This window comes from Streptomyces sp. NPDC001450 (assembly GCF_053597295.1).
The window spans coordinates 139,089-161,049 of sequence record NZ_JBSFHY010000010.1 but is presented as its reverse complement, the minus strand read 5'-3'; the positions used below and the strand labels follow the sequence as shown (position 1 = coordinate 161,049).

22 protein-coding genes are annotated in these 21,961 nt (G+C 71.4%); 9 read left to right on the top strand and 13 right to left on the bottom strand.

Features of this window, described 5'->3' with window-relative positions; all coding sequences use genetic code 11:
• Positions 1-148: 148 nt before the first annotated feature.
• Positions 149-973: a lysozyme gene (locus ACWC5O_RS13810; RefSeq protein ID WP_450580883.1), complete on the bottom strand. Its 825-nt coding sequence runs from the start codon at positions 971-973 to the stop codon at positions 149-151.
• Positions 974-1,200: 227 nt separating this feature from the next.
• On the opposite strand from ACWC5O_RS13810, the gene ACWC5O_RS13805 reads away from it, so the two are divergent.
• Positions 1,201-1,692: a MarR family winged helix-turn-helix transcriptional regulator gene (locus ACWC5O_RS13805; protein ID WP_450580882.1), complete on the top strand. Its 492-nt coding sequence runs from the start codon at positions 1,201-1,203 to the stop codon at positions 1,690-1,692.
• Between the two features lie 67 nt (positions 1,693-1,759).
• On the opposite strand, the gene ACWC5O_RS13800 is transcribed toward ACWC5O_RS13805, so the two are convergent.
• Entirely contained in the window at positions 1,760-2,548 is a 789-nt protein-coding gene (locus ACWC5O_RS13800) for a hypothetical protein (RefSeq protein WP_450580881.1), read from the bottom strand.
• A 396-nt stretch (positions 2,549-2,944) separates the two neighbouring features.
• Between ACWC5O_RS13800 and ACWC5O_RS13795 the strand changes: the two genes are divergently transcribed.
• The 5 genes from ACWC5O_RS13795 to ACWC5O_RS13775 are packed head-to-tail and all read left to right on the top strand — an operon-like array spanning position 2,945 to position 8,662.
• Complete coding sequence (locus ACWC5O_RS13795) at positions 2,945-5,845, top strand: nitrate- and nitrite sensing domain-containing protein (RefSeq protein WP_450780972.1); 2,901 nt, start codon at positions 2,945-2,947, stop codon at positions 5,843-5,845.
• The gene (locus ACWC5O_RS13790) at positions 5,842-6,339 is read left to right on the top strand and encodes a roadblock/LC7 domain-containing protein (RefSeq protein ID WP_450580879.1); all 498 of its coding nucleotides are present in this window, start codon (positions 5,842-5,844) and stop codon (positions 6,337-6,339) included. Before ACWC5O_RS13795 ends, ACWC5O_RS13790 begins: the two co-directional genes overlap by 4 nt.
• On the top strand, positions 6,336-6,752 hold the full coding sequence (locus ACWC5O_RS13785; protein ID WP_450580878.1) for a DUF742 domain-containing protein: 417 nt from the start codon (positions 6,336-6,338) through the stop codon (positions 6,750-6,752). Before ACWC5O_RS13790 ends, ACWC5O_RS13785 begins: the two co-directional genes overlap by 4 nt.
• Positions 6,733-7,380 (top strand): GTP-binding protein, encoded by a 648-nt coding sequence (locus ACWC5O_RS13780; RefSeq protein WP_450580877.1) that lies wholly within the window; start codon positions 6,733-6,735, stop codon positions 7,378-7,380. The genes ACWC5O_RS13785 and ACWC5O_RS13780 overlap by 20 nt, the downstream gene beginning before the upstream one ends.
• A gap of 28 nt (positions 7,381-7,408) precedes the next feature.
• The gene (locus ACWC5O_RS13775) at positions 7,409-8,662 is read left to right on the top strand and encodes a styrene monooxygenase/indole monooxygenase family protein (protein ID WP_450580876.1); all 1,254 of its coding nucleotides are present in this window, start codon (positions 7,409-7,411) and stop codon (positions 8,660-8,662) included.
• Here ACWC5O_RS13775 and ACWC5O_RS13770 read toward each other — a convergent pair.
• The 4 genes from ACWC5O_RS13770 to ACWC5O_RS13755 form a co-directional block, all read right to left on the bottom strand.
• Complete coding sequence (locus tag ACWC5O_RS13770; RefSeq protein ID WP_450580875.1) at positions 8,635-9,699, bottom strand: NlpC/P60 family protein; 1,065 nt, start codon at positions 9,697-9,699, stop codon at positions 8,635-8,637. The genes ACWC5O_RS13775 and ACWC5O_RS13770 overlap by 28 nt on opposite strands.
• 110 nt (positions 9,700-9,809) lie before the next feature.
• Complete coding sequence (locus ACWC5O_RS13765; RefSeq protein WP_450580874.1) at positions 9,810-10,127, bottom strand: hypothetical protein; 318 nt, start codon at positions 10,125-10,127, stop codon at positions 9,810-9,812.
• 4 nt (positions 10,128-10,131) lie between these two features.
• Positions 10,132-10,791: a TetR/AcrR family transcriptional regulator gene (locus tag ACWC5O_RS13760; protein ID WP_450580873.1), complete on the bottom strand. Its 660-nt coding sequence runs from the start codon at positions 10,789-10,791 to the stop codon at positions 10,132-10,134.
• A 127-nt stretch (positions 10,792-10,918) separates the two neighbouring features.
• Positions 10,919-11,857, bottom strand: coding sequence for an AurF N-oxygenase family protein (locus ACWC5O_RS13755; RefSeq protein WP_450580872.1), 939 nt, complete (start codon positions 11,855-11,857; stop codon positions 10,919-10,921).
• A 122-nt stretch (positions 11,858-11,979) separates the two neighbouring features.
• Here ACWC5O_RS13755 and ACWC5O_RS13750 point away from each other — a divergent pair, with 122 nt between their 5' ends.
• Together ACWC5O_RS13750 and ACWC5O_RS13745 are read left to right on the top strand one after the other, a co-directional pair.
• Positions 11,980-13,089: a ferritin-like domain-containing protein gene (locus ACWC5O_RS13750; RefSeq protein WP_450580871.1), complete on the top strand. Its 1,110-nt coding sequence runs from the start codon at positions 11,980-11,982 to the stop codon at positions 13,087-13,089.
• A gap of 36 nt (positions 13,090-13,125) precedes the next feature.
• Positions 13,126-13,965, top strand: a complete 840-nt coding sequence (locus tag ACWC5O_RS13745) for a hypothetical protein (protein WP_450581099.1) — start codon at positions 13,126-13,128, stop codon at positions 13,963-13,965.
• Here ACWC5O_RS13745 and ACWC5O_RS13740 read toward each other — a convergent pair.
• The 6 genes from ACWC5O_RS13740 to ACWC5O_RS13715 form a co-directional block, all read right to left on the bottom strand.
• Entirely contained in the window at positions 13,949-14,431 is a 483-nt protein-coding gene (locus tag ACWC5O_RS13740; protein WP_450580870.1) for a DUF3291 domain-containing protein, read from the bottom strand. The two genes, ACWC5O_RS13745 and ACWC5O_RS13740, sit on opposite strands and share 17 nt — an antisense overlap.
• A gap of 45 nt (positions 14,432-14,476) precedes the next feature.
• Complete coding sequence (locus ACWC5O_RS13735) at positions 14,477-15,934, bottom strand: penicillin-binding transpeptidase domain-containing protein (protein WP_450581098.1); 1,458 nt, start codon at positions 15,932-15,934, stop codon at positions 14,477-14,479.
• 23 nt (positions 15,935-15,957) lie between these two features.
• Positions 15,958-17,319 (bottom strand): FtsW/RodA/SpoVE family cell cycle protein, encoded by a 1,362-nt coding sequence (locus tag ACWC5O_RS13730; protein ID WP_450580869.1) that lies wholly within the window; start codon positions 17,317-17,319, stop codon positions 15,958-15,960.
• A gap of 108 nt (positions 17,320-17,427) precedes the next feature.
• Complete coding sequence (locus tag ACWC5O_RS13725) at positions 17,428-18,663, bottom strand: ATP-binding protein (protein WP_450580868.1); 1,236 nt, start codon at positions 18,661-18,663, stop codon at positions 17,428-17,430.
• The gene (locus tag ACWC5O_RS13720) at positions 18,660-19,394 is read right to left on the bottom strand and encodes a hypothetical protein (RefSeq protein WP_450580867.1); all 735 of its coding nucleotides are present in this window, start codon (positions 19,392-19,394) and stop codon (positions 18,660-18,662) included. The genes ACWC5O_RS13725 and ACWC5O_RS13720 overlap by 4 nt, the downstream gene beginning before the upstream one ends.
• A gap of 94 nt (positions 19,395-19,488) precedes the next feature.
• Positions 19,489-19,995 carry a protein-tyrosine phosphatase family protein gene (locus tag ACWC5O_RS13715; protein WP_450580866.1) on the bottom strand — a complete coding sequence of 169 codons (507 nt, stop codon included), beginning with the start codon at positions 19,993-19,995 and terminating at the stop codon, positions 19,489-19,491.
• A 101-nt stretch (positions 19,996-20,096) separates the two neighbouring features.
• On the opposite strand from ACWC5O_RS13715, the gene ACWC5O_RS13710 reads away from it, so the two are divergent.
• A complete protein-coding gene (locus ACWC5O_RS13710; RefSeq protein ID WP_450580865.1) occupies positions 20,097-20,909 on the top strand; it encodes a nuclease-related domain-containing protein in 813 nt (270 codons plus the stop codon).
• A gap of 117 nt (positions 20,910-21,026) precedes the next feature.
• On the opposite strand, the gene ligD is transcribed toward ACWC5O_RS13710, so the two are convergent.
• Positions 21,027-21,908, bottom strand: coding sequence for a non-homologous end-joining DNA ligase (ligD, locus tag ACWC5O_RS13705; RefSeq protein WP_450580864.1), 882 nt, complete (start codon positions 21,906-21,908; stop codon positions 21,027-21,029).
• Positions 21,909-21,961: the final 53 nt, after the last annotated feature.

Sequence of the window (21,961 nt, the reverse complement as noted above, 5' to 3'; positions counted from 1 at the left end):
GCTGTGCTTGTCCGGGGGACGACCCCCGGGCCCCCGGCCGGGTGGGTGTTGAGCTAGCCGTTGGCCAGCGCCACCACCCGGTCCAGCGCCCCGTTGCTGTGCTTGTCCGGGGGACGACCCCCGGGCCCCCGGCCGGGTGGGTGTTGAGCTAGCCGTTGGCCAGCGCCACCACCCGGTCCAGCGCCCCGTTGAACTTGTCGTGGTCCCCGACGGTCGGGCCGGAGGAGGTGTACTGCCACATCGTGTAGTACGACCAGCCCGCCGGGAGCGTCCCCGGGTCCGAGGCGTAGCGGGCGATCCACAGAGGGTTGTTCACGGCGAAGCCGCCGTAGTTGCCGGTGCACTGGGTCCACCAGCTGGTGGCCGTGTAGATCACGGCGTCCCGGCCCGTCCGCGCCTTGTAGGTGTTCAGGAAGTCGGCGATCCAGCCGACCATCGCGCTGGTGGACTTGCCGTAGCAGGCGGCGCCGTACGGGTTCCACTCGATGTCGAGCGCCCCGGGCAGGGTCTTGCCGTCGCGGGACCAGCCGCCGCCGTGGTCGACGAAGTAGTTCGCCTGGGTGGCGCCGCTCGTGGTGTCCGGGGTCGCGAAGTGGTACGCGCCGCGGATCATGCCGACGTTGTACGAGCCGTTGTACTGCTGCGCGAAGTAGGGGTTCGTGTAGTACGTGCCCTCCGTGGCCTTGGTGTAGGCCCAGCGGACGCCGCTGTTCCACAGGGTGCTCCAGGCGACGTTGCCCTGGTAGCCGGAGACGTCGACGCCCTCGGTCTGGGTGACGTCACCGGTGGAGGGGGTGCCGTGCTGTCCGTCGTGGGCGAGGACTCCCATGCCCATGTACGCCGAACCACGGCTGGGGGTGCTCGCCGCCTGGGCAGTGGCGAGGGGAAGGGCCAGGGAGAGCGCCGCGAGCAGGGCGGTGACGAGGCCGGCGAGCGGACGTGGGTGGGGGGAACCGGGTCTGTGCACGCGCATGACGTGCCTCCGAGGAGTGAGGTGGGGGACCGTGAAGTGACCGCTGATCCACTGGCGTGGGCATGTCATTGATTGCCTGCTAAAGAAGCTACGCACGTAGATGACGGCGTGGGAAGGGGGTCCGGAGGCTGCCGTTGGTCTACGCCTGCGAAATACTTACGGAGCTGCGGCAATGGCGGCGTTTGACAGAAACTTTCAGGACAGCGAAACCGATCAGGGGTGCTGACGTGCACGAGGACGGAAACGGCGACGGACATCGGGTCACCGACCAGGTGACGCCGAGTGGTGCAGACCAGGAATTCCTGGCGCTGGAGCGCGAGTTGACCGTGCTGCTCAGGCGTGCCCGGGCAAACCAGGGCGAGATGGCCCGCGAGGTCCACCCCGACCTGGAGTCCTCCGCGTACGGCCTGCTCATCCGCCTCGACGAACTCGGCGGCCAGCGCGCCACCGAACTCGCGGCCTACATCGGCGTCGGCAAGGCCACCATGTCCCGCCAGCTGCGCGCCTTGGAGGAGCTGGGCCTGATCGCCCGCGAGCCCGACCCCGCCGACGGCCGCGCCTGGCTGGTGACCCTGACCGACGAGGGCCGCGGCCGCGTCGGCAAGGTCCGCGAGGCCCGCCGCGCCCGCTACGTCAGCCAGCTGGCCCACTGGGACCGCCACGAGGTGGCCGAACTGGCCCGGCTGCTGCAGCAGTTGAACACCGGCATGGAGAAGTAGCCGGCGCTCCGGACGGAGCCCGGAGCTCGACCGCTCCGGGCGGACGAGGGGAATGGTCGGACAGGCCTCAGAGCTCGACGTACACCGCCGTCGCGTCGTCGTGCGTCTTGCTGCGGCCGAGGAACGCCCGCTCCTCCCGGTCCGCCGACTCCAGCTCCCGTACCCGGTCGACCAGGGAGCGGGTGCCCTCCTTGGCGACGAGGCCGAACAGGGTCGTCCAGTCGCCCTCGTGGAACTTCTCCGCCCAGCGCGTCGCACCGTCCGTCAGGGCGGCCAGGGCCCGCACCTCGTGGCGGGGGAGGGTGCCGGTGACCGCGCGGGAGGCGACCGAGGGGTCGGCGGCGGCCGTGAAGAAGCCGCCCTCCTTGTTGCGCAGACGCGCGTCGATCAGGGCGTCGGTGGCCAGCGCGGAGCGGGGCAGCCGGTCGAGCCGGTCGTCCAGGACCGGGGTGACCGCGCCGTCGGGGGACTGCAGGAGCAGCGTGGAGTCGGACAGGACCAGGTACTCCACGGTCTCGGCGGACCAGCGGGTCAGGACCACCGTCGCCTGGGGGGTTCGCGGGTGAGAAAGCTCACAGGTGTGCGCGTGGGCCTCCGCGGTCCGGGCGATCGCCCGCGAGAGAATCTCCGGGAGCGTCAGATCTCGCCCGGAAACGGTCAGTTCGGTCAGCGCCCCGCCGAGCCGCGCCGTGAACCAGGGGACCGAATGCAGACACCCCGTCCCGTCCCGCGGCGGCGTCACTCCGTCCAGCAAGATCACACAACCCCCCTGACCGGACGCGGGTAGTCCGACTCCGGCGAAGTCCTCGTTGGGTCGGGTCGGGTCGCCGGCTTCCGAAACGAGATCAGTGCGCATTCGGCCAGTCTGCACGACCCCTTCACAGACTTCGCCAGAGGCTGGCAAGCACCGCCGAATTGACATGACCCCGCAGGCCAGGCGCCTGGTTTGGGGGTAAATGACGCACTCCGGGAAGGCGTGGTGGCGAATAGTGCCAAAGCCTGCCGCGCGCGTCCAACCGGCCCACCGCACAAGGGCCCTGCACGCGCCACAGGAACTTGCCCGTCAACTCCCCTCCGATGTTCACTCCTTCGGGTGGCGGGTCAGGTGATGCGCGACCACTGCCCACCGGCGCTGGGAGGGTCGGGAACCGTACGAACCGGGTGTACGCACCACTTGGTACCTGGGCCCTGTCGCAGATCACGGGGCGCCACCCGGGCCCTTGGGTAGACGAGTTCAGGAATGCGAGCACCGGTGCAGAAGAAGCGGCCTCGGCGCACAGGCAGGCAGACGGCCCCCGAGGGGGTCGCCGAGCAGACCCCCGTGGGCACCGGCCGCCCCACCCATGTGCGCACCCGGCTGATCGTGGCCGTGGCCGTGGTGGCCGCGGCCATCGCCGGAGCGGGGGCGCCCGCGCTGCTCACCGCCTCCCAGGACCTCGGCGACTCCCAGGAACTGGTGACGCTGGCCGCCCGCACCCAGGACGCGCTCGCGCTCGCCCACTCGCTCGCCGACGAACGCGACGAGGTCACCGCCTACATCGCCGCCGGCCGCCCCAAGGCCAAGGCGCCCTCCGAGCAGCGCAGCGCCCGCGTCGACCGCCAGGTCGACGACCTGCGCGCCGACACCGACACCCCGGCCTCGCTGCGCACCGACCTGGACGCCATCGCGGCCGTCCGGCGCGCCGCCCTCACCGGCAAGTCGAACGCGCTGCAGACCCACCAGGCGTACTCGGCCACCATCAGCGAACTGCACCGCCTCGCCGACGCCCTGGCCGACCAGCTGCCCCCGCGGGCCGGCTCCGGCGCCTACTCCCTCGCCGAACTGGACTCCGCCGTCCAGCAGTCCGCGGCCGCCCGCGGCCTGCTGCTGGCCGCGCTGAACATCCCGTCCACCACCCAGACGGTGATCAACCCCACCACCGGTCTGCCCACCACGACCACCACCACGAACGAGGCGGACCGCAAGCAGCGCGACGCGCTCACCGCCGCCGCCCAGCAGGCCCGCCTGCGCGCCGACGCGGCCCTCGCCGACTTCCGCGAGACCGCGCCCAAGGCGGCGGTGGCCTCGTACGACTCCACGGTCACCGGTCCCGAGGTCAACTCGGCGGAGAAGTACCTGGCCGCCCTCACCGACCAGCCGACGTTCACCGGCAGCGAGCCGACCACCAGCACCAAGAAGCTGGACGCGGCCCTGTCCGCCCGCGTCGACCTGATGCGGGGCGCCGAGTCGGCCCTCTACGACCACCGCACCAAGGACCTCGCGGGGCTCCGGGACGACGACGTCACCGCCCTGGAGATCCGCGTCGCCGTCCTCGGCGCCCTGATGCTGGTCGCCGTGGGCATCGCCACCGCCATGGCCCGCACCCTGACCCGCCCGCTGTCGGTCCTGCGCCGCGGCTCGGCCCGCCTGGCCGAGGCCGAGGACCCGGTCGCCCAGGAACCGATCAGCTTCACCGGCCGCAACGACGAGTTCGCCCAGGTCGTCCGCTCGGTCAACGCCCTGCACGCGCACGCGGTCGGCCTGCACGAGCAGACCGTCGCCGCGCACGAGCGGGTCACCACCCTGGAGACCGACCGCAAGCACCTGGTGGGCCAGCGGCAGAAGATGGCCGACGCCCGCGAGGAACTGCGCGCCGAGCTCGACGAGTCGGCCGCCCAGCTGGAGCGGCTGCGCGGCAGCATCGGCGGTACGTTCGTCAACCTCGCCCTGCGCACCCTGGGGCTGGTCGAGCGCCAGCTGGCGGTCATCGAGGGCCTGGAGGAGCGCGAACAGGACCCCGAGCGGCTCGCCACCCTCTTCAAGCTCGACCACTTCGCCACGGTCATGCGTCGCCACAGCGAGAACCTCCTGGTCCTCGCCGGCACCGAGCACGTCCAGCAGCACCACGGCCCGGTCCCGCTGGTGGACGTCGTACGGGCGGCGGTCAGCGAGATCGAACGCTACGAGCGCGTCCGCATCGCCGCCCTGCCCCCGCACGCCCATGTGGCGGGCTTCGCGGCCGACGACCTCTCCCACCTCCTCGCCGAACTCATGGAGAACGCCACCTCGTTCTCCCCGCCGGAGCTGCCCGTCGAGGTCTCCGGCTGGCTCCTCGAATCCGGCGAGGTCATGCTCTCCGTACAGGACGAGGGCATCGGCCTGGCGGGCGACCGGCTCGACCGCCTCAACGCCCGCCTCACCGACTTCGACCCCGCCTCGCCGTACGACCAGGAGGGCGACACCGGCCTCGGTCTCGGCCTGTACGTCGTGGCCCGCCTCGCCCACCGGCACGGCATCCGCGTTCAGCTGCGCGAGCAGAAGCAGGGCGGGGTGGCGGCGGTCGTCGTCCTGCCCCAGTCCCTCCTCGCCGAGGCCCCCGCGGCGGCGGTCCCGCCCCAGGCCGGACGCTCGGACACCACCCAGACCGTCTCCTTCCCCGGTGCCGACGCCGAGGCCAACTCCAACGTCCTGCACGCCCGCACGAAGAACCCGGACAAGGACAACACGGACCCGCTGGTGGCGCTGGCGGAGAAGCTCGCCCGCGAAGCGGAGGCCCTGGAGACCCACACCAGGCCGGAGCCCGGCGAGCCGACCACCGAGGAATCGGTGACCCGCCCGAAGCAGCCGGCAGAGACCTTCGCCGAAACAACGATGGAGCTACTGCTCCCGGACCCGGCGACGGACCCCGAGGCCCCCCACGCACCCGAGGCCGCCGAAGCCCCTGAGTCCCACGGCGTGCCGGCGGCTCATGACGTCCCTGAGGCCCACGGCGTGCCGGCGGCTCATGACGTCCCTGAGGCCCACGGCGTGCCCGCGGCCCCCCACGCCCCCGAGGCCCACGACGCACCCGCGGCCGCCGACGGCGAGCACGCCCCGCTGGGGCCACCCGCACCCGACGACGAAAGCCGCACGGGTGGTGCGGGTGGGAACGACGACGCCGAAGGCGAAGCCGAGGCGCTCACCAGCAAGGGCCTCCCCAAGCGCACACCCAGGATCACCTCGCCCACAGCCCCGCCCCGCCAGCGCAGCGGGGGCGTGGACGCCGAAGCCCTCCGCCGCAGACTCGGCGGCTTCCGCCAAGGAGCACAGGCCGGCTACAGGGACGTAGAGGCAGAGATGGCCGCACACACCGAACAAGCCACGGGGGGCACAGCCGAGGAGGCAAGCAGTTGACCGCGCCCAGTACCTACGGCCTGAGCAGTGAAGCCCGCAACCTGCACTGGCTGCTGACCAACCTGGTGGAGGAAGTACCCGGCATCCAGTCCGTCGCAGTCGTCTCCTCGGACGGCCTGCTCCTGCTCTCCTCCGACCCAGCCCGCACGGCCGAGTCCCGCCAGAAGAAGGCGGCGAAGGGCCCCCGAGGCTCCTCCGCCGACCTGGCAACCATCGTCTCCGGTATCGGCAGCCTCACCATCGGCGCCGCCAGTCTCCTGGAGTTCGGCGGCGTCAAGCACACGATGATCGCGATGGACGAGGGCAGCCTGTTCGTCATGTCGATCAGCGACGGCTCGCTGCTCGGCGTGCACGGTTCCGCGGAGTGCGACATGAGCGTGGTGGCGTACCACATGGCGCTCTTCGTCGGCCGCGCCGGCCACGTCCTGACCCCGGAGCTCCGCAGCGAGCTGAGGAAATCCCTGGAGGCCGAGTCGACGGGGAGCACCCGATGAGCGGCCCGGCCAAGAAGCATCAGCTCCCGGTCCGCGGCGGCGACCGCAAACCCGCCCGCGTCCGCCCCTACTCGCTCACCGGCGGCCGTACCCGCTTCGGCCACGTCCTCCTGGTGGAGACCTTCGTGGCCGCGCTGGAGGCCCCGGAGGAGCGCAAGGAACTGACGAACGGCTACCTCGCCACCCGGGTCATGCCGGAGATGCGGGCCATGGTCGAACTGTGCCGCCGTATGCGCACGGTGGCCGAGATCGCCGCGCTGCTGAAAATGCCGCTCGGTGTGGTCCGCGTCCTGCTGAGCGACCTCGCGGACCAGGGAAAGATCCGTGTGTACGGCACCGGAACGGGTCACGGCACCGGCCGCCCGGACCGCGCTCTGCTGGAAAGGGTGCTGAGTGGACTCCGCCGTCTCTGACGCCATCGGTGTCACCCCTCTCGTCGCCGGTTTCACCGAGCCCGACGAGGATCTGAAGGCCTGGCAGAAGGACCGGGACCGGGCCCCCGTCGCCACGAAGATCGTGGTCGCCGGTGGCTTCGGTGTCGGCAAGACCACGCTGGTCACGACCGTCTCGGAGATCACACCGCTGCAGACCGAGGCGCTGATGACCGAGGCGAGCGAGGGCACCGACGACCTCTCCGCCACGCCCGGCAAGCTGACCACCACGGTGGCCATGGACTACGGCCGCATCACGCTCGACGACGACCTGGTGCTCTACCTGTTCGGCACGCCGGGCCAGCAGCGGTTCTGGTTCATGTGGGACGACCTGGTGCGCGGCGCGATCGGCGCCGTCGTCCTGGCCGACACCCGCCGCCTGAAGGACTGTTTCCCCGCACTGGACTACTTCGAGAGCTGCGGACTGCCGTACGTCGTCGCGGTCAACCACTTCGACGACAGCGAGCTGTTCGAGCCGGAGGACGTACGCGAGGCGCTGACCATCCCCGCGCACATCCCTGTCATGATCATGGACGCGCGGCGCCGGATCTCGGTGATCGAGACCCTCCTGGCCCTGGTGGGCCACGCGCTGGACGAAACCCCCGAGTAGTCCCCAGCCCCGTAGGAGACACACCCGCATGCGGAAGATACTCGTCGTCGGAGCCGGCCAGTCCGGACTCCAGCTCGCCCTCGGTCTGCAGTCGCACGGCTACGAGGTCACCCTGATGTCGAACCGGACCGCGGACGAGATCCGCTCCGGCCGGGTCATGTCGACCCAGTGCATGTTCGACACGGCACTGCAGCACGAGCGCGATCTCCAGCTGAACTCCTGGGAGTCGCAGGCCCCGAGGATCGAAGGACTCGGCGTCTCGGTCGCGGCCCCCGGCTCGCACGACCCCGGTCCCACCCAGCGGGCGATCGACTGGGTGGGCAGGCTCGACGGGTACGCGCAGTCGGTCGACCAGCGGGTGAAGATGGCCGGCTGGATGGAGACCTTCGCCCAGCGCGGCGGCCAGCTGGTCATCCACGGCGCGGCCGTCGGCGACCTCGACTACTTCTCCCGCACCTACGACCTCGTCCTGGTCGCGGCGGGCAAGGGCGAGCTGGTCTCGATGTTCGCCCGCGACCCGGAGCGCTCCCCGTACAGCGAGCCGCAGCGCGCGCTGGCCGTCTCGTACGTCCACGGCCTCGGCCCGCGCCCGGAGCACCCGGAGTTCGACGCGGTCCGCTGCAACCTGGTCCCCGGGGTCGGCGAGCTGTTCATCATGCCGACGCTCACCACCTCCGGCCGGGCCGACATCCTGTTCTGGGAGGGCATACCCGGCGGCCCGCTCGACGTCTTCAACGGCGTCAAGGACCCGGCGGAGCACCTCTCCCTGACCCTGGAACTCATGGAGAAGTTCACTCCGTGGGAGTTCGCACGGGCCACGAAGGTCGAACTGACCGACGCCGGAGGCACGTTGGCGGGCCGGTACGCCCCGACCGTACGCAACCCCATCGGCCGGCTGCCCTCCGGCGGTCTGGTCCTCGGCGTGGCCGACGTGGTCGTCGCCAACGACCCGATCACGGGACAGGGCTCCAACTCCGCGTCCAAGTGCGCGGCCGCGTACCTCGCCTCGATCCTGGAGCGGGAGGACAAGCCGTTCGACGAGGAGTGGATGCGCGGCACGTTCGACCGGTACTGGACCACCGCCCAGCACGTCACCAAGTGGACCAACACCATGCTGGCGCCGCCGCCGGAGCACGTCCTGAACCTCATCGGTGCGGCTGGACAGCTGCAGCCGGTGGCGAATCGATTCGCCAACGCGTTCGACGATCCGGCCGACTTCGAGAACTTCTTCTACGAGCCGGAGAAGACCGAGGCCTACCTGGCCTCGGTCGCCGGGGACTGAGCGGGAGAGTCGTCAGGGCGTACGGCACCGAGTACCGGATTGGAAGCCAAGGGGGAGACCTCGACCTTCTCGCCCGGTCTTGGTGCCTGTACGACCTTCCCGTCCCCCACGTACATCGCCACGTGCGTCGCCTCCGGGAAGTAGACCACCAGGTCGCCCGGGCGCAGATCGGTCAGCGGGACTCTCTTCAGGCGGGCCCACTGTTCCTGGCTGGTGCGGGGGATGGGGGTGCCCGCGTGGTCCCAGGCCTGGGAGGTGAGGCCCGAGCAGTCGTACGACTTCGGGCCCGCCGCTCCCCACTGGTACGGCTTGCCGAGCTGGTCCATGGCGTAGCGGACCGCCCGCTCGCCCTCGGCCGAGGAAGGGGTCGCGGCCTTGCCGAGGGCGCCCGAGGTCACGAGCTTGTCCTGGGCTTGTGCCACTCCCTGCTGTTCCAACCGGGCGATCGCGCTCAGCTGCTGCGGAGTGAGGGAGGCGAGGAGCCGTTCGACGTCGGCCAGCCTGGTCGTCACGTCGTCGCGCTGCTTCTTCTGCCGCGCGGCGAGGGTCTGCTGGGTGTCCAGGGCCTTGCGGGCGGCCCTGGCCAGTGCGTCCTTCTTCTTCGCGGTGCCGGCCAGCCGGTCCACCGTCTCGGCGCGCTCACGGGCCAGCTGCCCGATCACATGGCCCTCGTCCAGCGCGTGCTGCGGGTCGGGGGCGAGCAGCAGGCGGACGTAGGGGGAGAGGTCGCTGCGGTTCTGGTACTGCTCCCGGGCCAGACGTCCGGCGTCGATCCGGCTGCCCTGCAGGGCGAGCCGGGCCCGGGCCAGTTCGCCGTCGAGGCGGTCCACCTCGGCCTGCTGCTTCTTGAGCTGCTCCGCCGTGGCGTTGTAGGTCTCGGTGGCCTGTTCGGTCTGCCGATACAGCTGCTGAAGGTCCGTCAGCAGCTCGGAGACGGGCCGCTGCGGGTCGGGCGCGGCCACCGCCGCCACGGGCGCGAGGACGGCCTGGGCCGCCACCGCGGCCGTACAGGCCAGGCGTAGAAGCACTCCTGACACGTCATCACCTCCGGTGTGGACGGGTGGACTTTCCACCCGTCGCCGCACGGCGATAATCAGACATGTGGGGAGATATGTGTGCCCTGCCTACGCGGTTCGGCGCAACCCTGTCACCCGGACGCGTCATCCGGCTTGCCGGACGGCCTTTCGTCCGGCTTGGACCAGGGCCACCTGACCTTGCCCCCCGGTTTCCCCGCCCCCTCTTCACCTTCGGCGGCGTACTGGTACTTCCACCCCTGCACCATGCCGAGCTTCTTGCTGTGCCCCCTCGGTACGCGGCGGTACACGAGCACGGTCGGCGGGCCGCCGGCCGCGTCCGGAACCGGGATGCGGTACGTCTTCGGGGGGTGGCCGGTCATGCCCAGCAGCACGGGCAGTACGCGCCCGTCCATGGGGCCGCCCTCGAAGGGGGTGTCCTGACTCTTCACGGCTTCAGTCTCGGTCATCCTCGGCGAGCGCGCCGACGAGGTCCGCCGTCTGCGGGTCACGTCCCGCGGTCACCGTGAGGATGGCCACGAACTGCTCGACCAGCCAGTCGCGCAGCTCCTCGACCGGGGGCTGCTTGCCCTCGTCCAGCCAGATCAGGGAGGCCGCCTCCACCGCCGTGATCCACATCCGGACGGTCATGCGCAGGCGCGGGCCCGGGGCGGAGACGCCGAGGTGGCTGAAGATGTGCTCGGCGGCGGCCCGGCGCACCCCGTCCACGATGGCGGTCGTCCGGGACGTCTCCACCACGCTGCCGCCCTGGAGCAGCGCGCTGAAGCCGGTGTCGTGTTCGTCCACGAAGGTCAGATAGCGGTCGAGGGCCCGGGACAGCCGTGGCATCAGAGGGCCGTGCAGGGGCTCGTCGAAGCACAGCTGCAGCTCCTCGGCCGCCGATCTGAGCGCGGCCTCGTACAGCTGCTGTTTCCCTCCGGGGAAGTACCGGTACACGAGCGGACGGGAGACCCCGGCCGCCTCCGCCACGTCATCGAGCGAGACGTCCTCGGGGGCGCGCTGCGCGAAGAGCGAGAGGGCGGCGTCGAGGAGCTGACTGCGGCGTTCCTCGACGCTGAGGCGGCGATAGGCGGGGGTGGCTGCCGGCGGGGTCATGCTCCGCAGCGTAGTCGCTCCGCTCGGAGGGCCCGTTTCTGTCTGCGGGTCCGTTGTGGCTGGTCGCGCCCACGCGGCTCGGCCGCATACCGACGCAGCGCCGCGCCCCGGGGTCCGGACGCCCCGGCTATGCCAGCAAGCCCGACGACCTCCACAGACGCCGCCCGACCCCCCGCAGCACCCCGATGTCGTCCAGGAAGTCCGTCAGCCTCTTCGCGCCCGTCTGCATGACCTCCCGCCGATGCCCACTCGCCTTCACCTGCGCCATCGCCTCCCGCTTGTCCAGGCCGACGTTCGTGTAGACCTCGGGATTGATGAAGGCGACCGAGAAGACCCGCGCGAACTCGCCGGACGTGACCCGGGTGAACTCCTGGGACCACTTGGGAGCCGTCAGCATCTGGCGGCGCAGCTCCTCGCGGGCGTAGCGGACGTGCCGGGCCTCCTCGACCACGTGGATCCGCGTGACACCCCGGACCAGCGGCTGCACCCGCTCGTCCGGGAACGTCAGCCGCTGCATCCAGTCCAGCACCTCCTCGCCGAGCAGCGTGGCCGTGAAGGAACCGGGGGTCGTGGAGATGGTCTTGAAGACGCGGCCGAGGTTCTGGTGCGCCCGGCTCACCGGGTACCAGGGGGCGTCGCCCCGCGCGATCAGCCGCGCGAACATCTTCGAGTGCCGGCACTCGTCCTCGATCTCGGTGAGGGCGTACCGGACGTGCGCGCTCGTCGCCGCCTTGTCGTAGATGTGCCGGACGAGCAGCTGCATGAGGATGATCTCGAACCAGATGCCGAGCGAGGCCAGCGCCGCGGCCTCGTGCTGGGAGAGCAGGATCCGCTGCTCCTCGCTCATCCGCTGCCACATCGGCGTGCCGTACAGCGAGAGAAGCTCCGGCGGCCAGAACCACTTGCCCTCCTCGAAGGGCGCGTCCCAGTCCAGCTCCTTGTCCGGGTCGAAGGAGTGCTTGGCGGAAGAGACGAGCAGCCGCTCGGCCACCTGTTCGCGGTCTTTGAGCAGGCCGAGCGCGTCGCGCAGCCCGTCGAGCGCGTCCGCTTCCGTCAGGGTCGTCATGGCTCTTTCACCTCGTTACCCGGGGTACGTCGTCCGCCTCTTATGAGACTGCCTGTCAGCAAGGCCGTCAATCCCCTGCGCATGACTTGTTGACTCGGCGTCTACGTGTGAGCCTGCGAGGTATGCCGACGCATGACCTGTACACGAACAACCCCGGAGACCCCCTCTGGCAGGTGCCCGCCAGTGGTGCGGCCCGGTTCAGCTGGGAGTACGACGAGGGCCGGGACCGCCTGCTCGCCCTGTACCAGAAGGGCAAGGACAAGCAGTGGGACGGACAGACCCGCATCGACTGGGACCTGGAGGTCGATCCGTACGACCCGCTCGGCACCCCCGAGGAGTCGATGTCGCTGTACGGCACCCCGTACTGGGCCAAGCTCTCCGACAGGGACAAGGGTGAGCTGCGCCAGCACTACGCGTCCTGGCAGTTCAGCCAGTTCCTGCACGGCGAGCAGGGCGCGATGATCTGCGCGGCGCGGATCGTGGAGTCGGTGCCGGACATGGACGCCAAGTTCTACTCGGCGACCCAGACGATGGACGAGGCCCGGCACGCCGAGATCTACGCCCGATTCCTGCACGAGAAGATCGGGATGGTCTACCCGATCAACGACAACCTCCAGTCGCTGCTCGGCGACACCCTCCGCGACAGCCGCTGGGACATGCCCTACCTCGGGATGCAGGTCCTCATCGAGGGGCTCGCCCTCGCCGCCTTCGGCATGATCCGGGACACGACCAACAAGCCTCTGCCCAAGCAGATCCTGGCCTACATCATGCAGGACGAGGCCCGGCACGTGGCCTTCGGACGCATGGCCCTGCGCGACTACTACAAGCAGCTCACGGACGCCGAGCTGCGCGAGCGCGAGGAGTTCGTCATCGAGGGCTGCTATCTGATGCGCGACCGGCTGCGCGGCATCGAGGTGCTGGAGAACTTCGGCATCGCCAGGGCCGAGGCCGAGCGGATCAGCGCGGACTCCGAGTTCCTGCAGCTCTTCCGCCGCCTCCTGTTCAGCCGCATCGTGCCCTGCGTCAAGGACATCGGCCTGTGGGGCAAGCGGCTCCAGCAGGCCTATGTCGACATGGGGGTGTTCGAGATGGGCGACTCCAACCTGGACCTGCTGATGGCCCAGGACGAGGAGATCGCCGAGCAACTGGACGCGGAGCGCTTCGCCGCGGAGGAGCGGGAGCGGGTCGCCGAGGTGCGGGACGCGATCGAGTCGGGGGCGGGCGAGGTCTGACCCGCTCGCACGGTGCAGTAGCGTTCTGGCGTGTCCATGCCTCCGCCGCCGCAGCAGCCCCAGTACCCGTACCAGCCCCAGCACCCGTACGGGCAGCAGCCGCCGCAGGCCCCGCCGCCTCCGGGGCCGTACGGCTCCCCGTACCCCCAGCAGCAGCCGTACCCCCAGCAGCAGCCGTACCCTCCGCAGCCCTACCCGCAGCAGCCGTACCCCGGCTGGGGCGTGCCGCCGATGGGTCCGCCTCCCAAGAAGCGCGGGCCCGGTCTGGCGCTGGGGATCATAGGCGGGGTCATCGGTCTGGCCGTGCTCGGCAGCCTCGGAGGAGTCGGGGCGGTGCTCGGGACCGACTTCCCCGCGGCCGAGAACAAGCTCACCCTGCCCCACGAGCTGGTGGACGGGAAGTACGTCCTCGCCGACGACCTCTCCGACAGCGAGGGACAGAAGGTCGAGGACGAGGCCGACGGCGCCTATGACGCCAAGGACGTCCACGCCCTGGTCGGCCGCTACAGCCCGGGCGGCGACGACTCCAAGGGCATGCTGCTGGTGTCGAGCATGTACGGCCGGTTCAAGAACGAGGACGACGTTCGCAGCAACTTGCTCAAGGGGGCCAGTGAGACCGACGGCGTGACGGTGGTCGAAGCCGCAAAGGACGTCACCCCGTCCGGCTCGGACGTCACCATCAGCTGTGAGGTGCTCACCCAGAAGCAGTCGCTGGTGACGATCACCTACCCGGTCTGCGCCTGGGCGGACGGCAACACGGCGGCCGTGGTCGGCGAGGTCGGCCTGCAGCGGAAGGACTCCGCCGACGTGGACCTCGACGCCGCCGCCCGGAACACCGTCAAGGTCCGCGACGAGATGATCAAGCCGATCGACTGACCGCCGCCTCCTGTGCGGGGAACGACGTTCGCAGCGTGAAGGCGTACGGTGTCGGGCCGTGCACCCTCAGGTGCAGCAGTCGTTCCTCCGCCTCGGCCACGGTCGGGCGGTGGCCGGCGGGAACCCACCACAGGGTGGTCATCGCCTCCGAGACACGCTCGAACCATTCCCGGCGCCGGGCCAGCAACTCCCGGTGCTGTCCCTGGTACATGAACGCGGTCAGCGCGTCGGTGTCCCGCCACACCGACATGTTGATGATCAGCCACTCGTCGCCGAGGACGGGGATGTCGGTCGCGTTGCCGGAGTCGCTCTCCAGCCGCCAGACGAACCCCTCCGCGGCGTCCGCCACGGCGTTCACCGGGTCGAGCGCGTCGACGAAGTCCTTCAATTCGGGAGAGTCCAACGGGAACTTGAGGCGGGCGATGTTGACCTGGGCGAGTTCGCGGGTGACCGGCGCATGCGTCATGACCGAACGGTAGGTCGGCCACCACGGGTCGCGGTACCCCCCGTCTCACAGGCCGAGAACCGCCCGCATCACCTCCCGGGCGATCGGTGCCGCGTCCCCGCCGCCGCTGATCTCGCCCCGGTCCGCCGAGGCGTCCTCGACCACCACCGCGACCGCGACCCTCGGTTCCAGGTCGTCGTCGGCCTGCGCCCAGGAGACGAACCAGGCGTACGGCACACCGGAGTTGCCGACGCCGTGCTGGGCGGTGCCGGTCTTGCCGCCGACCACGGCCCCGGGAATGGCCGCGTTGGTGCCGGTGCCGTCCGTGACCACGTCGGTCATCAGCTTCCTCAGCTGTACGGCCGTGGACGGACGCATCACCTGCCGGTCGGGCCGCATCCCGCCGCCGCTGAGCGTCTCGCCGCCGTGGCGGGTGGTCCGTTCGACCAGGTACGGCGTGCGCAGCCGGCCGCCGTTGGCCACGGCCGCCGCGACCATCGCCATCTGCAGCGGGGTCGCCCGGGTGTTGTACTGCCCGATCGAGGACAGCGCGAGCTGCGCCTTGTCCACATGGGTGTCGAAGGTACTGGGGGCGGCCTCGAAGGGGACGCGCAGCCGGGTGTCGTTGAAGCCGAACGCCTGGGCCGTGGCCGACATGTCCGCCACCCCGACGTCCACGGCCAGCTTGGCGAACACCGTGTTGCACGACCACTCGAAGGCCTCCCGCAGCGAGGCGTCCGCGCAGCCGTCGCCCTCGTTGGTCAGCCGGGTCCTGGTCCCGGGCAGCCGGTAGGGGTCGGGGGAGTCGGTGGACGCGTCCAGGTCCGTGACCACACCCGCGTCCAGCGCCGCCGCCGCGGTGACCACCTTGAACGTCGACCCCGGCGGATAGGTCTGCCGTACCGCCCGGTTGAGCATCGGCTTCTCCGGGTCGTGGTTGAGCCGCGCCCACGCCGAGGCCGTCGCCTCGCTGTTGCCGGACAGCTCGGCGGGGTCGTACGACGGGGTCGACACCAGCGCCAGGATCCGGCCCGTGGTCGGCTCGATCGCGGCCACCGCGCCCCGCCGCCCGTGCAGCCCCTGGTACGCCGCCTGCTGCGCCTCCCGGTCGACGGTGGTGACGACGTCCCCGCCCGGACTGGACCCCCGCGTCACGTCGTTCCACAGCGGGAACGGCGACAGCATCGGGTCCGTGCCGGAGAGCACCCCGTCCTCCGTGTGCTCCAGGAACGTGCTGCCGTACATCTGCGAGGCGAAGCCGGTGACCGGCGCGTACAACGGGCCGTCCCGGTAGGAGCGTTCGTAGCGCAGCTGCTCGCCGGTGTCGTGGGAGCCGGTGACCGGCTCACCGCCGACCAGGATGTCGCCGCGCGGCTGCTGGTAACGGGCGATCGTGGGGCGGCGGTTGGCCGGGTTGGCGTCGTAGGAGCCCGCCTGGACCACCTGCACCCGGGCGGCGTTGACGAGCAGGGCCGCCAGCAGCAGGGCGCAGAACGCCCAGGCGTGCCGGATGTACCGGGCCATCGGCCGGCCGTTGCCGTACTCGGTCACGGGGCCTCCTGCCCGTCGTACTGGCTGCGGGCCGAGTCGCTCACCCGGATCAGCAGGGCCACGATCGCCCAGTTGGTGACCACCGAGGAGCCGCCCTGGGCGAGGAACGGCATCGCCATGCCGGTCAGCGGGATCAGGCCGGTGACCCCGCCCGCGATCACGAACACCTGGAGCGCGACGATCGAGGCGAGGCCGACCGCGAGGAGCCGGCCGAACGGCTCGCGCAGGGCGAGGCCCGCCCGGTAGCCGCGCTCCACGAGCAGGGCGTAGAGCAGGAAGATCGCCGCGAGACCGGCGAGGCCCAGTTCCTCGCCCGCCGTCGCCAGGATGAAGTCCGACTTGGTGGCGAAGCCGATGAGGATGGAGTGGCCGGCCCCGAGCCCGGTGCCGAGGACTCCGCCGGCCGCGAAGGCGAACAGGGACTGCGCGAGCTGGTTGGGGCCCTGCCCGGCCTCGATGGTGGCGAAGGGGTGCAGCCAGTCCTCGATCCGGCCGTTCACATGCGGCTCGAAGCGGCTGACGGCGAAGGCGCCGAGCACGGCGAGCACCAGACCGACCGCGAGCCAGCCGGTGCGGCCGGTGGCGACGTACAGCAGGACCACGAACAGCCCGAAGAACAGCAGCGAGGTCCCGAGGTCGCGCTCCAGCACCAGCACCCCGACGCTCAGCAGCCAGATCGTCACGATCGGCCCGAGCACCCGCCCGGTCGGGAACTGCAGCCGCCACAGCCGGCGGCCCGTGTAGGCGAGCGCGTTGCGGTTGGCGGCCAGGTAGGCGGCGAAGAACACCGCGAGCAGGACCTTGGCGAACTCGCTCGGCTGGATGGAGAATCCGGCGATCCGGATCCAGATGCGGGCACCGTTGACCGCCGGGAAGAGGATCGGCAGCAGGAGGAGAGCCAGGGCCGCGACCACGCAGACGTACGCGTAGCGCTGGAGCACCCGGTGGTCGCGCAGCATCAGCACGACGACGATGAACAGACCCACCCCGAGCGTGGACCACACCAGCTGGGTGGGGGCGGCCCGGTGGCCCGGCGTCTCCAGGTCGAGCCGGTAGATCAGCACCAGGCCGAGGCCGTTGAGCAGCACGCCGATGGGCAGCAGCAGGGGGTCGGCGTACGGCGCCCGGATCCGGACCGCGAGATGCGCGAACAGGGCGAGCACACCGAGCCCGGCGCCGTAACCGGCGGCACCCGGCGGGACGGTACCGGTCCTCGCCAGGCCCACGGCGCAGTAGCCGTACACGGACAGCAGGACGGCCAGCACGATCAGGGCCAGTTCGATGCCACGGCGTCGGGGAAGGCGTACGGCGGGGGCGGGTGTCCGCGGCGCCGCCATGGCTGTTCCGGCCTTGGTCATGTCCGGAACCTACCCAAACGGGGCGTGTTGTGTGCCGTTTGCCTGAGTTGTCGGTATCAGCGTGGCGCCAGGAGGACCCTCGTTCGGGCGCCCGCCACATGGGGCCGCCTACCGGAGGTACAGCGTGGCCACCGCCCCTCCGCCCACCGCGTTGCCGAAGAACAACCGCGCCCCCAGAACCTCCGCCTGCCCCACCGCGATGGTCAGCCCGAGCCCATGCCCCTTGGCCCCACCCTCCGTACGGAACCGCTGCGGCCCATGAGCCACCAGGTACTCCGGATACCCGCCCCCGTGATCCCGCACGGTCACCACGGGCCCGTCCACGGTCAGAACCACCGGAGGTGCCCCGTGCTTGTGCGCGTTGGTCACCAGATTCCCCAGCACCCGCTCCAGGCGCCGCCGGTCCGTCTCCACCCGGGCGTCCCGCACGATCCGCACCTCGGTGTCCGTCCCCGAGGCGCGCACCACCCGCCCGGCCAGCGTGCCCAGCTCCTCGGTGTCCACCTCCAGCTTCTCCCGCCCGGTGTCCAGCCGGGAGATCTCCAGCAGGTCCTCGGTGAGCGTGCGCAGCGCCGCCACCCGGTCCCGGACCAGCTCGGTCGGCCGGCCCGGCGGCAGCAGCTCGGCCGCCGCGTGCAGCCCGGTCAGCGGGGTGCGCAGCTCATGGGCCACGTCCGCGGTGAACCGCTGCTCGCTCAGCAGCTTGCTCTGCAGCGAGGAGGCCATGGAGTCCAGCGCGGCCGCCACCGCGGCCACCTCGTCCTGGGGGCGTGAGGGGTCCTTCGTCCGGGGGTCGTTCACGCGGGCGTCCAGATCGCCCGCGCTGATCCGCCGGGCCACCTGTGCGGTGCCGTGCAGCCGCCGCGTCACCCGGGTCACCGCGAACGCGCCGACCAGCAGCGTCGCCCCGATCGCCAGCGCCGACGACCACAGGATGGACCGGTCGAGCCCGGCGATCGTACGGGCCTGCTGCGAGTAGTCGACCTCCACCGCGAGCGCCCGGTGGCCGCCCGCGGGCCCCGCCGCCCACATGGTCGGCCGCCCCAGGTGCGAGGAGACCATCGTGCCGCGCTCCCCGGCCACGGCGAGCGCCCGCAGCCGTTCGGGGAGCCCCCCGGGGTCCACCCCGGCACCCGGCAGCAGCGCGTCCCCGGCCTGGTACGCCTCGGTGGCGTCCTGCAGCCGGGACAGCGCGAGGTCGCGGGCCTGGCCGACGGTCTGGTTGGTCACCGACACATGCACCAGGACGCCGAGCAGCGCGGCCAGCGCGCAGCACATCGCCGCGATGAACGCGGCCGACTTCACCGCGAGCGTCCCGGCCCACTGGGGCAGCGCGGGCCTCATCCCGCGCTCACCGGCGGGGTGGTGCCGGCGGACGGTGAGGGCGCGTGGCTGTGCCGGCCCTTGCCGGTGCGCAGGAACTCGTCCCGGGAGAACACCATGGCCCGCTGGTCCGGGTCCCAGGCCCAGGTGGTGCGGTACTCGTACCCGGAGATCCCGGCCGGGGAGCGGACGATCACCGCCCGGCCGGCCAGCTCGACGCCGATGATCGCGTCGTTGTCGGCCAGCACCTGCACCAGCTTGTGCTTCTCCACCGTGTAGACCCGCACCGCCGTCTGGTTGGTCGGGTACAGCCGGAAGCCGAGCGTCAGGTCGGCCCGGCCGTCCCCGGTGAGATCCCGGTAGTAAGCCTTGAGCAGCGGGCACCGCGCCCGGTCCCCGCCCGCGTCGCACTCCTTCATCCGCTCGACGGTCGCGTGGTACGCCCCCTTCGACCCGTAGTCGTCCGGATGCGCGGCCATCTCGGCCCGTACGACGTCCACCGGATCGACCTTGCGGATGTCGTCGCCCGGCACCTCGACGCCCGTGACCGTCTCGGTGCTCCCCTCGTCGTAGGGGTAGGCCGGGCTGGACGCCGGCCGGAGGTCCGGCCAGAGCTTCGCCGGGCTCACCGCGGTCGGGGTCACCCCGGCGGCCTCCAGACCGCCCCGGTCGCCGCAGGCCGCCGCCGTCGCCGACAGCAGGGCGACGACGGCCGCGGTGAGGGCGGTGCGCGCGATGCGACGGGCTGACACGGGGCTCCTGTGGATTCGGGGACGAGAGCTGCCCCGTACACCCTATTTGTAGGGAAGTCCTTTTTGTGCACTCGGGGCGGTGCTGGGGGAGAGGCTACTCGGCCAGTTCCTCCAGCAGTCGGGCGGTGGCCAGTCCCGCGCGCAGGTACTCCACGAACAGGTGGTTGTGCAGCGCCCAAGGGGAGCGCCGGGCGCGGATCAGCTCGATCGCCTCCTCGGTGCTGCGACCCCGCCGGACCAGGGTGTGCGCGACGACCAGGCCCGAGCGGTTGTAGCCGTGGTAGCAGCGGACCAGCACCGAGCGGCCGGTGTCCAGCGCCTCGTGCGCCGCCCGCGCCAGCCGTATCACTCCTGCGAGCTGCGTGCCGTCGAGCGGTCCGTCCGGTATCGGCCACACATGATGTTCGGTCCCGGGGCCGGGGCCGTACCCCGGCAGCCTCAGGAGCGACTGCACGACGTCGAACTGATCGCGCACGACGGCGGACTCCAGCCGCCCGGAACGGCCCCGGAACTCGTGCCCGCCCATCCACAGGCCGGGCTCTATCTCGCTCCAGGGGCTCTCCGGAGCCGGTACGTCGGGCTGCTCTCCGCGGGTTCGCAACGGCGCCTCCCCAACTCCCCCTCACAGGGCCGCTCTCCAAGGTAACCGGGTTCTTGCGTGGGAGCACCCCGCCTGTTCCCATGGTCGAGGGGTGATGGCGCATGAGCGGACTGCGCGTGGTGCCGACCTGGCGGCACGGCCACGAACGGCTGTACGTCTGCGGCCCGGACGGAGGGAACATCGCCTGGTACGACCGTGCGACCGGCCGGGTGAACCTGATCGCCGAGGACCGCGAGGCGGATGTCCTGGAGGCCCTGGAGCCGTTCCTGGCCGGCCAGGTGACCGTGGGCCCGCCCCCGGTGCCCACTCCCGCGGAACTGGCCCGGCTGACCCTGCACCCGGACGACGACCTGGCGCCCAACCGCCCCGGCGAGGCCCTCCTCGTCGCTCTCGACCGGGACCCCGGCCCCGCCCACCGGCTCCGCCCGGACCCGCGCCGACGCGCCCTGACCGCGGAGCAGGCCGTCGGCGACGCCCTGGACCAGCTGGAAGGAGCGGGCTGGCACGCTCTGCACTCCGTCCCGCTCCCGGGCGGCGACCGCATCCACCACCTGCTCATAGGCCCCGGCGGCCTCTACGTCGTCCATGCCCTGTACGCCCGTAAACAGCGGGTCCAGGCGACCGACCCGATGATCACCCTGGGCCGCCACGACCCCGAGCCCCTGCTCCGCCACCTCCGCGCCACCACCGACCGCGCATCCTGTGCCCTCACCGCCGAGGTCCGCCCCGTCCTGGCCCTGGTGGACCCCGCCGACCTGCGCATCACGGCCCCACCTCGCGGCATCCGCGTCCTCCGGCACACCGACCTGGCGACACTGGCCGGCCTGGGCGGCCTGGGCGGAGTACTGAAGCCGGCGGACGTGGAGGCACTGCACGCGATGGCACGGGATCGGGGGACGTGGGGGAGGGTGTAGGAGGGGCGAACCCGTCAGCCCCGGCCCGGAAGAAGCCGGCAGCCCCCAGCAGGGGTCACAGGGGGGCGCAGTCCCCTCGGCGGGACGGGTGGGGGCGGCGGGGGCGAGAACTCCTCCTCAGGGCAGTACCGCCGACCGCCCGGAATCCAGCAGCGGCGCCAGCAGATCCCCATGGTCCTGCAGGCGCGGGGCGATGTCTCCGGCCACGAACTCCAGCTGCCCCGCCGCCCGGCACTCCGCGACCTCCTCCCACGTCACCGGCGCCGACACCGACGGAACCCGCCGCGCCCGCAGCGTGTACGGCGCCGCCGTGGTCTTGCGCCCCGCGTTCTGGCTCCAGTCCACGAACACCTTCCCCGGCCGCAGGCTCCGCGTCATCCGGTGCACCACCAGCCGCGGCATGGCCCGCTCCGCCTCCACCGCGAGTGCCTTCGCGTACTCACTCGCCCGCTCGGGCGAGCCCCCGCGCACGCCCGCCAGAACGTGCAGCCCCTTCGACCCGGCCGTCTTGGCATACGCCTCGATCCCGTCCGCCGCCAGCCGCTCCCGCAGCCACAGCGCGACCTCGCAGCAGTGCACGATCGTCGCGGGCGCCCCGGGATCCAGGTCGAACACCAGCCGGTCGGCCTCGTCCGGCGACTGCACCAGCCACTGGTGCGTGTGGAACTCGGCGACCAGGTTGGCCGCCCACACCAGACTCGCCAGGTCCTGCACGACCACCATCCGGGCCGGCCCCTCCGACCGCGGGACCTCGGCGGTCGTGACCCACTCGGGCGTACCCGGCGGCACGTTCTTGGTGAAGAACACCTGCCCGTCCGGCCCGTCCGGATAGCGCAGGAAGGACAGCGCGCGGTCGCGCAGATGCGGCAGCAGCGCCTCGGCGCTGGTCACGTAGTAGTGCACCAGCTCCCCCTTGGTGAAGCCGGTCTCCGGATACAGCACCTTCTCCAGGTTGCTGAGCGCGACCCGTCGCCCCTCCACGTCGGTGATGGGCGTCATAGGATGACCATTCCAGGCATACAGCCACGTAATACCAGAAACCGGAAGGAAGG

Bases quoted from the DNA above. Each gene is read 5' to 3' on its own strand.
- ACWC5O_RS13810 (WP_450580883.1), bottom strand. From the start codon at position 973: ATGCGCGTGCACAGACCCGGTTCCCCCCACCCACGTCCGCTCGCCGGC.
- ACWC5O_RS13800 (WP_450580881.1), bottom strand. From the start codon at position 2,548: ATGCGCACTGATCTCGTTTCGGAAGCCGGCGACCCGACCCGACCCAAC.
- ACWC5O_RS13725 (WP_450580868.1), bottom strand. From the start codon at position 18,663: ATGAGGCCCGCGCTGCCCCAGTGGGCCGGGACGCTCGCGGTGAAGTCG.
- ACWC5O_RS13730 (WP_450580869.1), bottom strand. From the start codon at position 17,319: ATGACCAAGGCCGGAACAGCCATGGCGGCGCCGCGGACACCCGCCCCC.
- ACWC5O_RS13775 (WP_450580876.1), top strand. From the start codon at position 7,409: ATGCGGAAGATACTCGTCGTCGGAGCCGGCCAGTCCGGACTCCAGCTC.
- ACWC5O_RS13785 (WP_450580878.1), top strand. From the start codon at position 6,336: ATGAGCGGCCCGGCCAAGAAGCATCAGCTCCCGGTCCGCGGCGGCGAC.
- ACWC5O_RS13710 (WP_450580865.1), top strand. From the start codon at position 20,097: ATGAGCGGACTGCGCGTGGTGCCGACCTGGCGGCACGGCCACGAACGG.
- ligD (WP_450580864.1), bottom strand. From the start codon at position 21,908: ATGACGCCCATCACCGACGTGGAGGGGCGACGGGTCGCGCTCAGCAAC.
- ACWC5O_RS13735 (WP_450581098.1), bottom strand. From the start codon at position 15,934: ATGGCCCGGTACATCCGGCACGCCTGGGCGTTCTGCGCCCTGCTGCTG.
- ACWC5O_RS13745 (WP_450581099.1), top strand. From the start codon at position 13,126: ATGCCTCCGCCGCCGCAGCAGCCCCAGTACCCGTACCAGCCCCAGCAC.
- ACWC5O_RS13760 (WP_450580873.1), bottom strand. From the start codon at position 10,791: ATGACCCCGCCGGCAGCCACCCCCGCCTATCGCCGCCTCAGCGTCGAG.
- ACWC5O_RS13740 (WP_450580870.1), bottom strand. From the start codon at position 14,431: ATGACGCATGCGCCGGTCACCCGCGAACTCGCCCAGGTCAACATCGCC.
- ACWC5O_RS13750 (WP_450580871.1), top strand. From the start codon at position 11,980: ATGCCGACGCATGACCTGTACACGAACAACCCCGGAGACCCCCTCTGG.
- ACWC5O_RS13755 (WP_450580872.1), bottom strand. From the start codon at position 11,857: ATGACGACCCTGACGGAAGCGGACGCGCTCGACGGGCTGCGCGACGCG.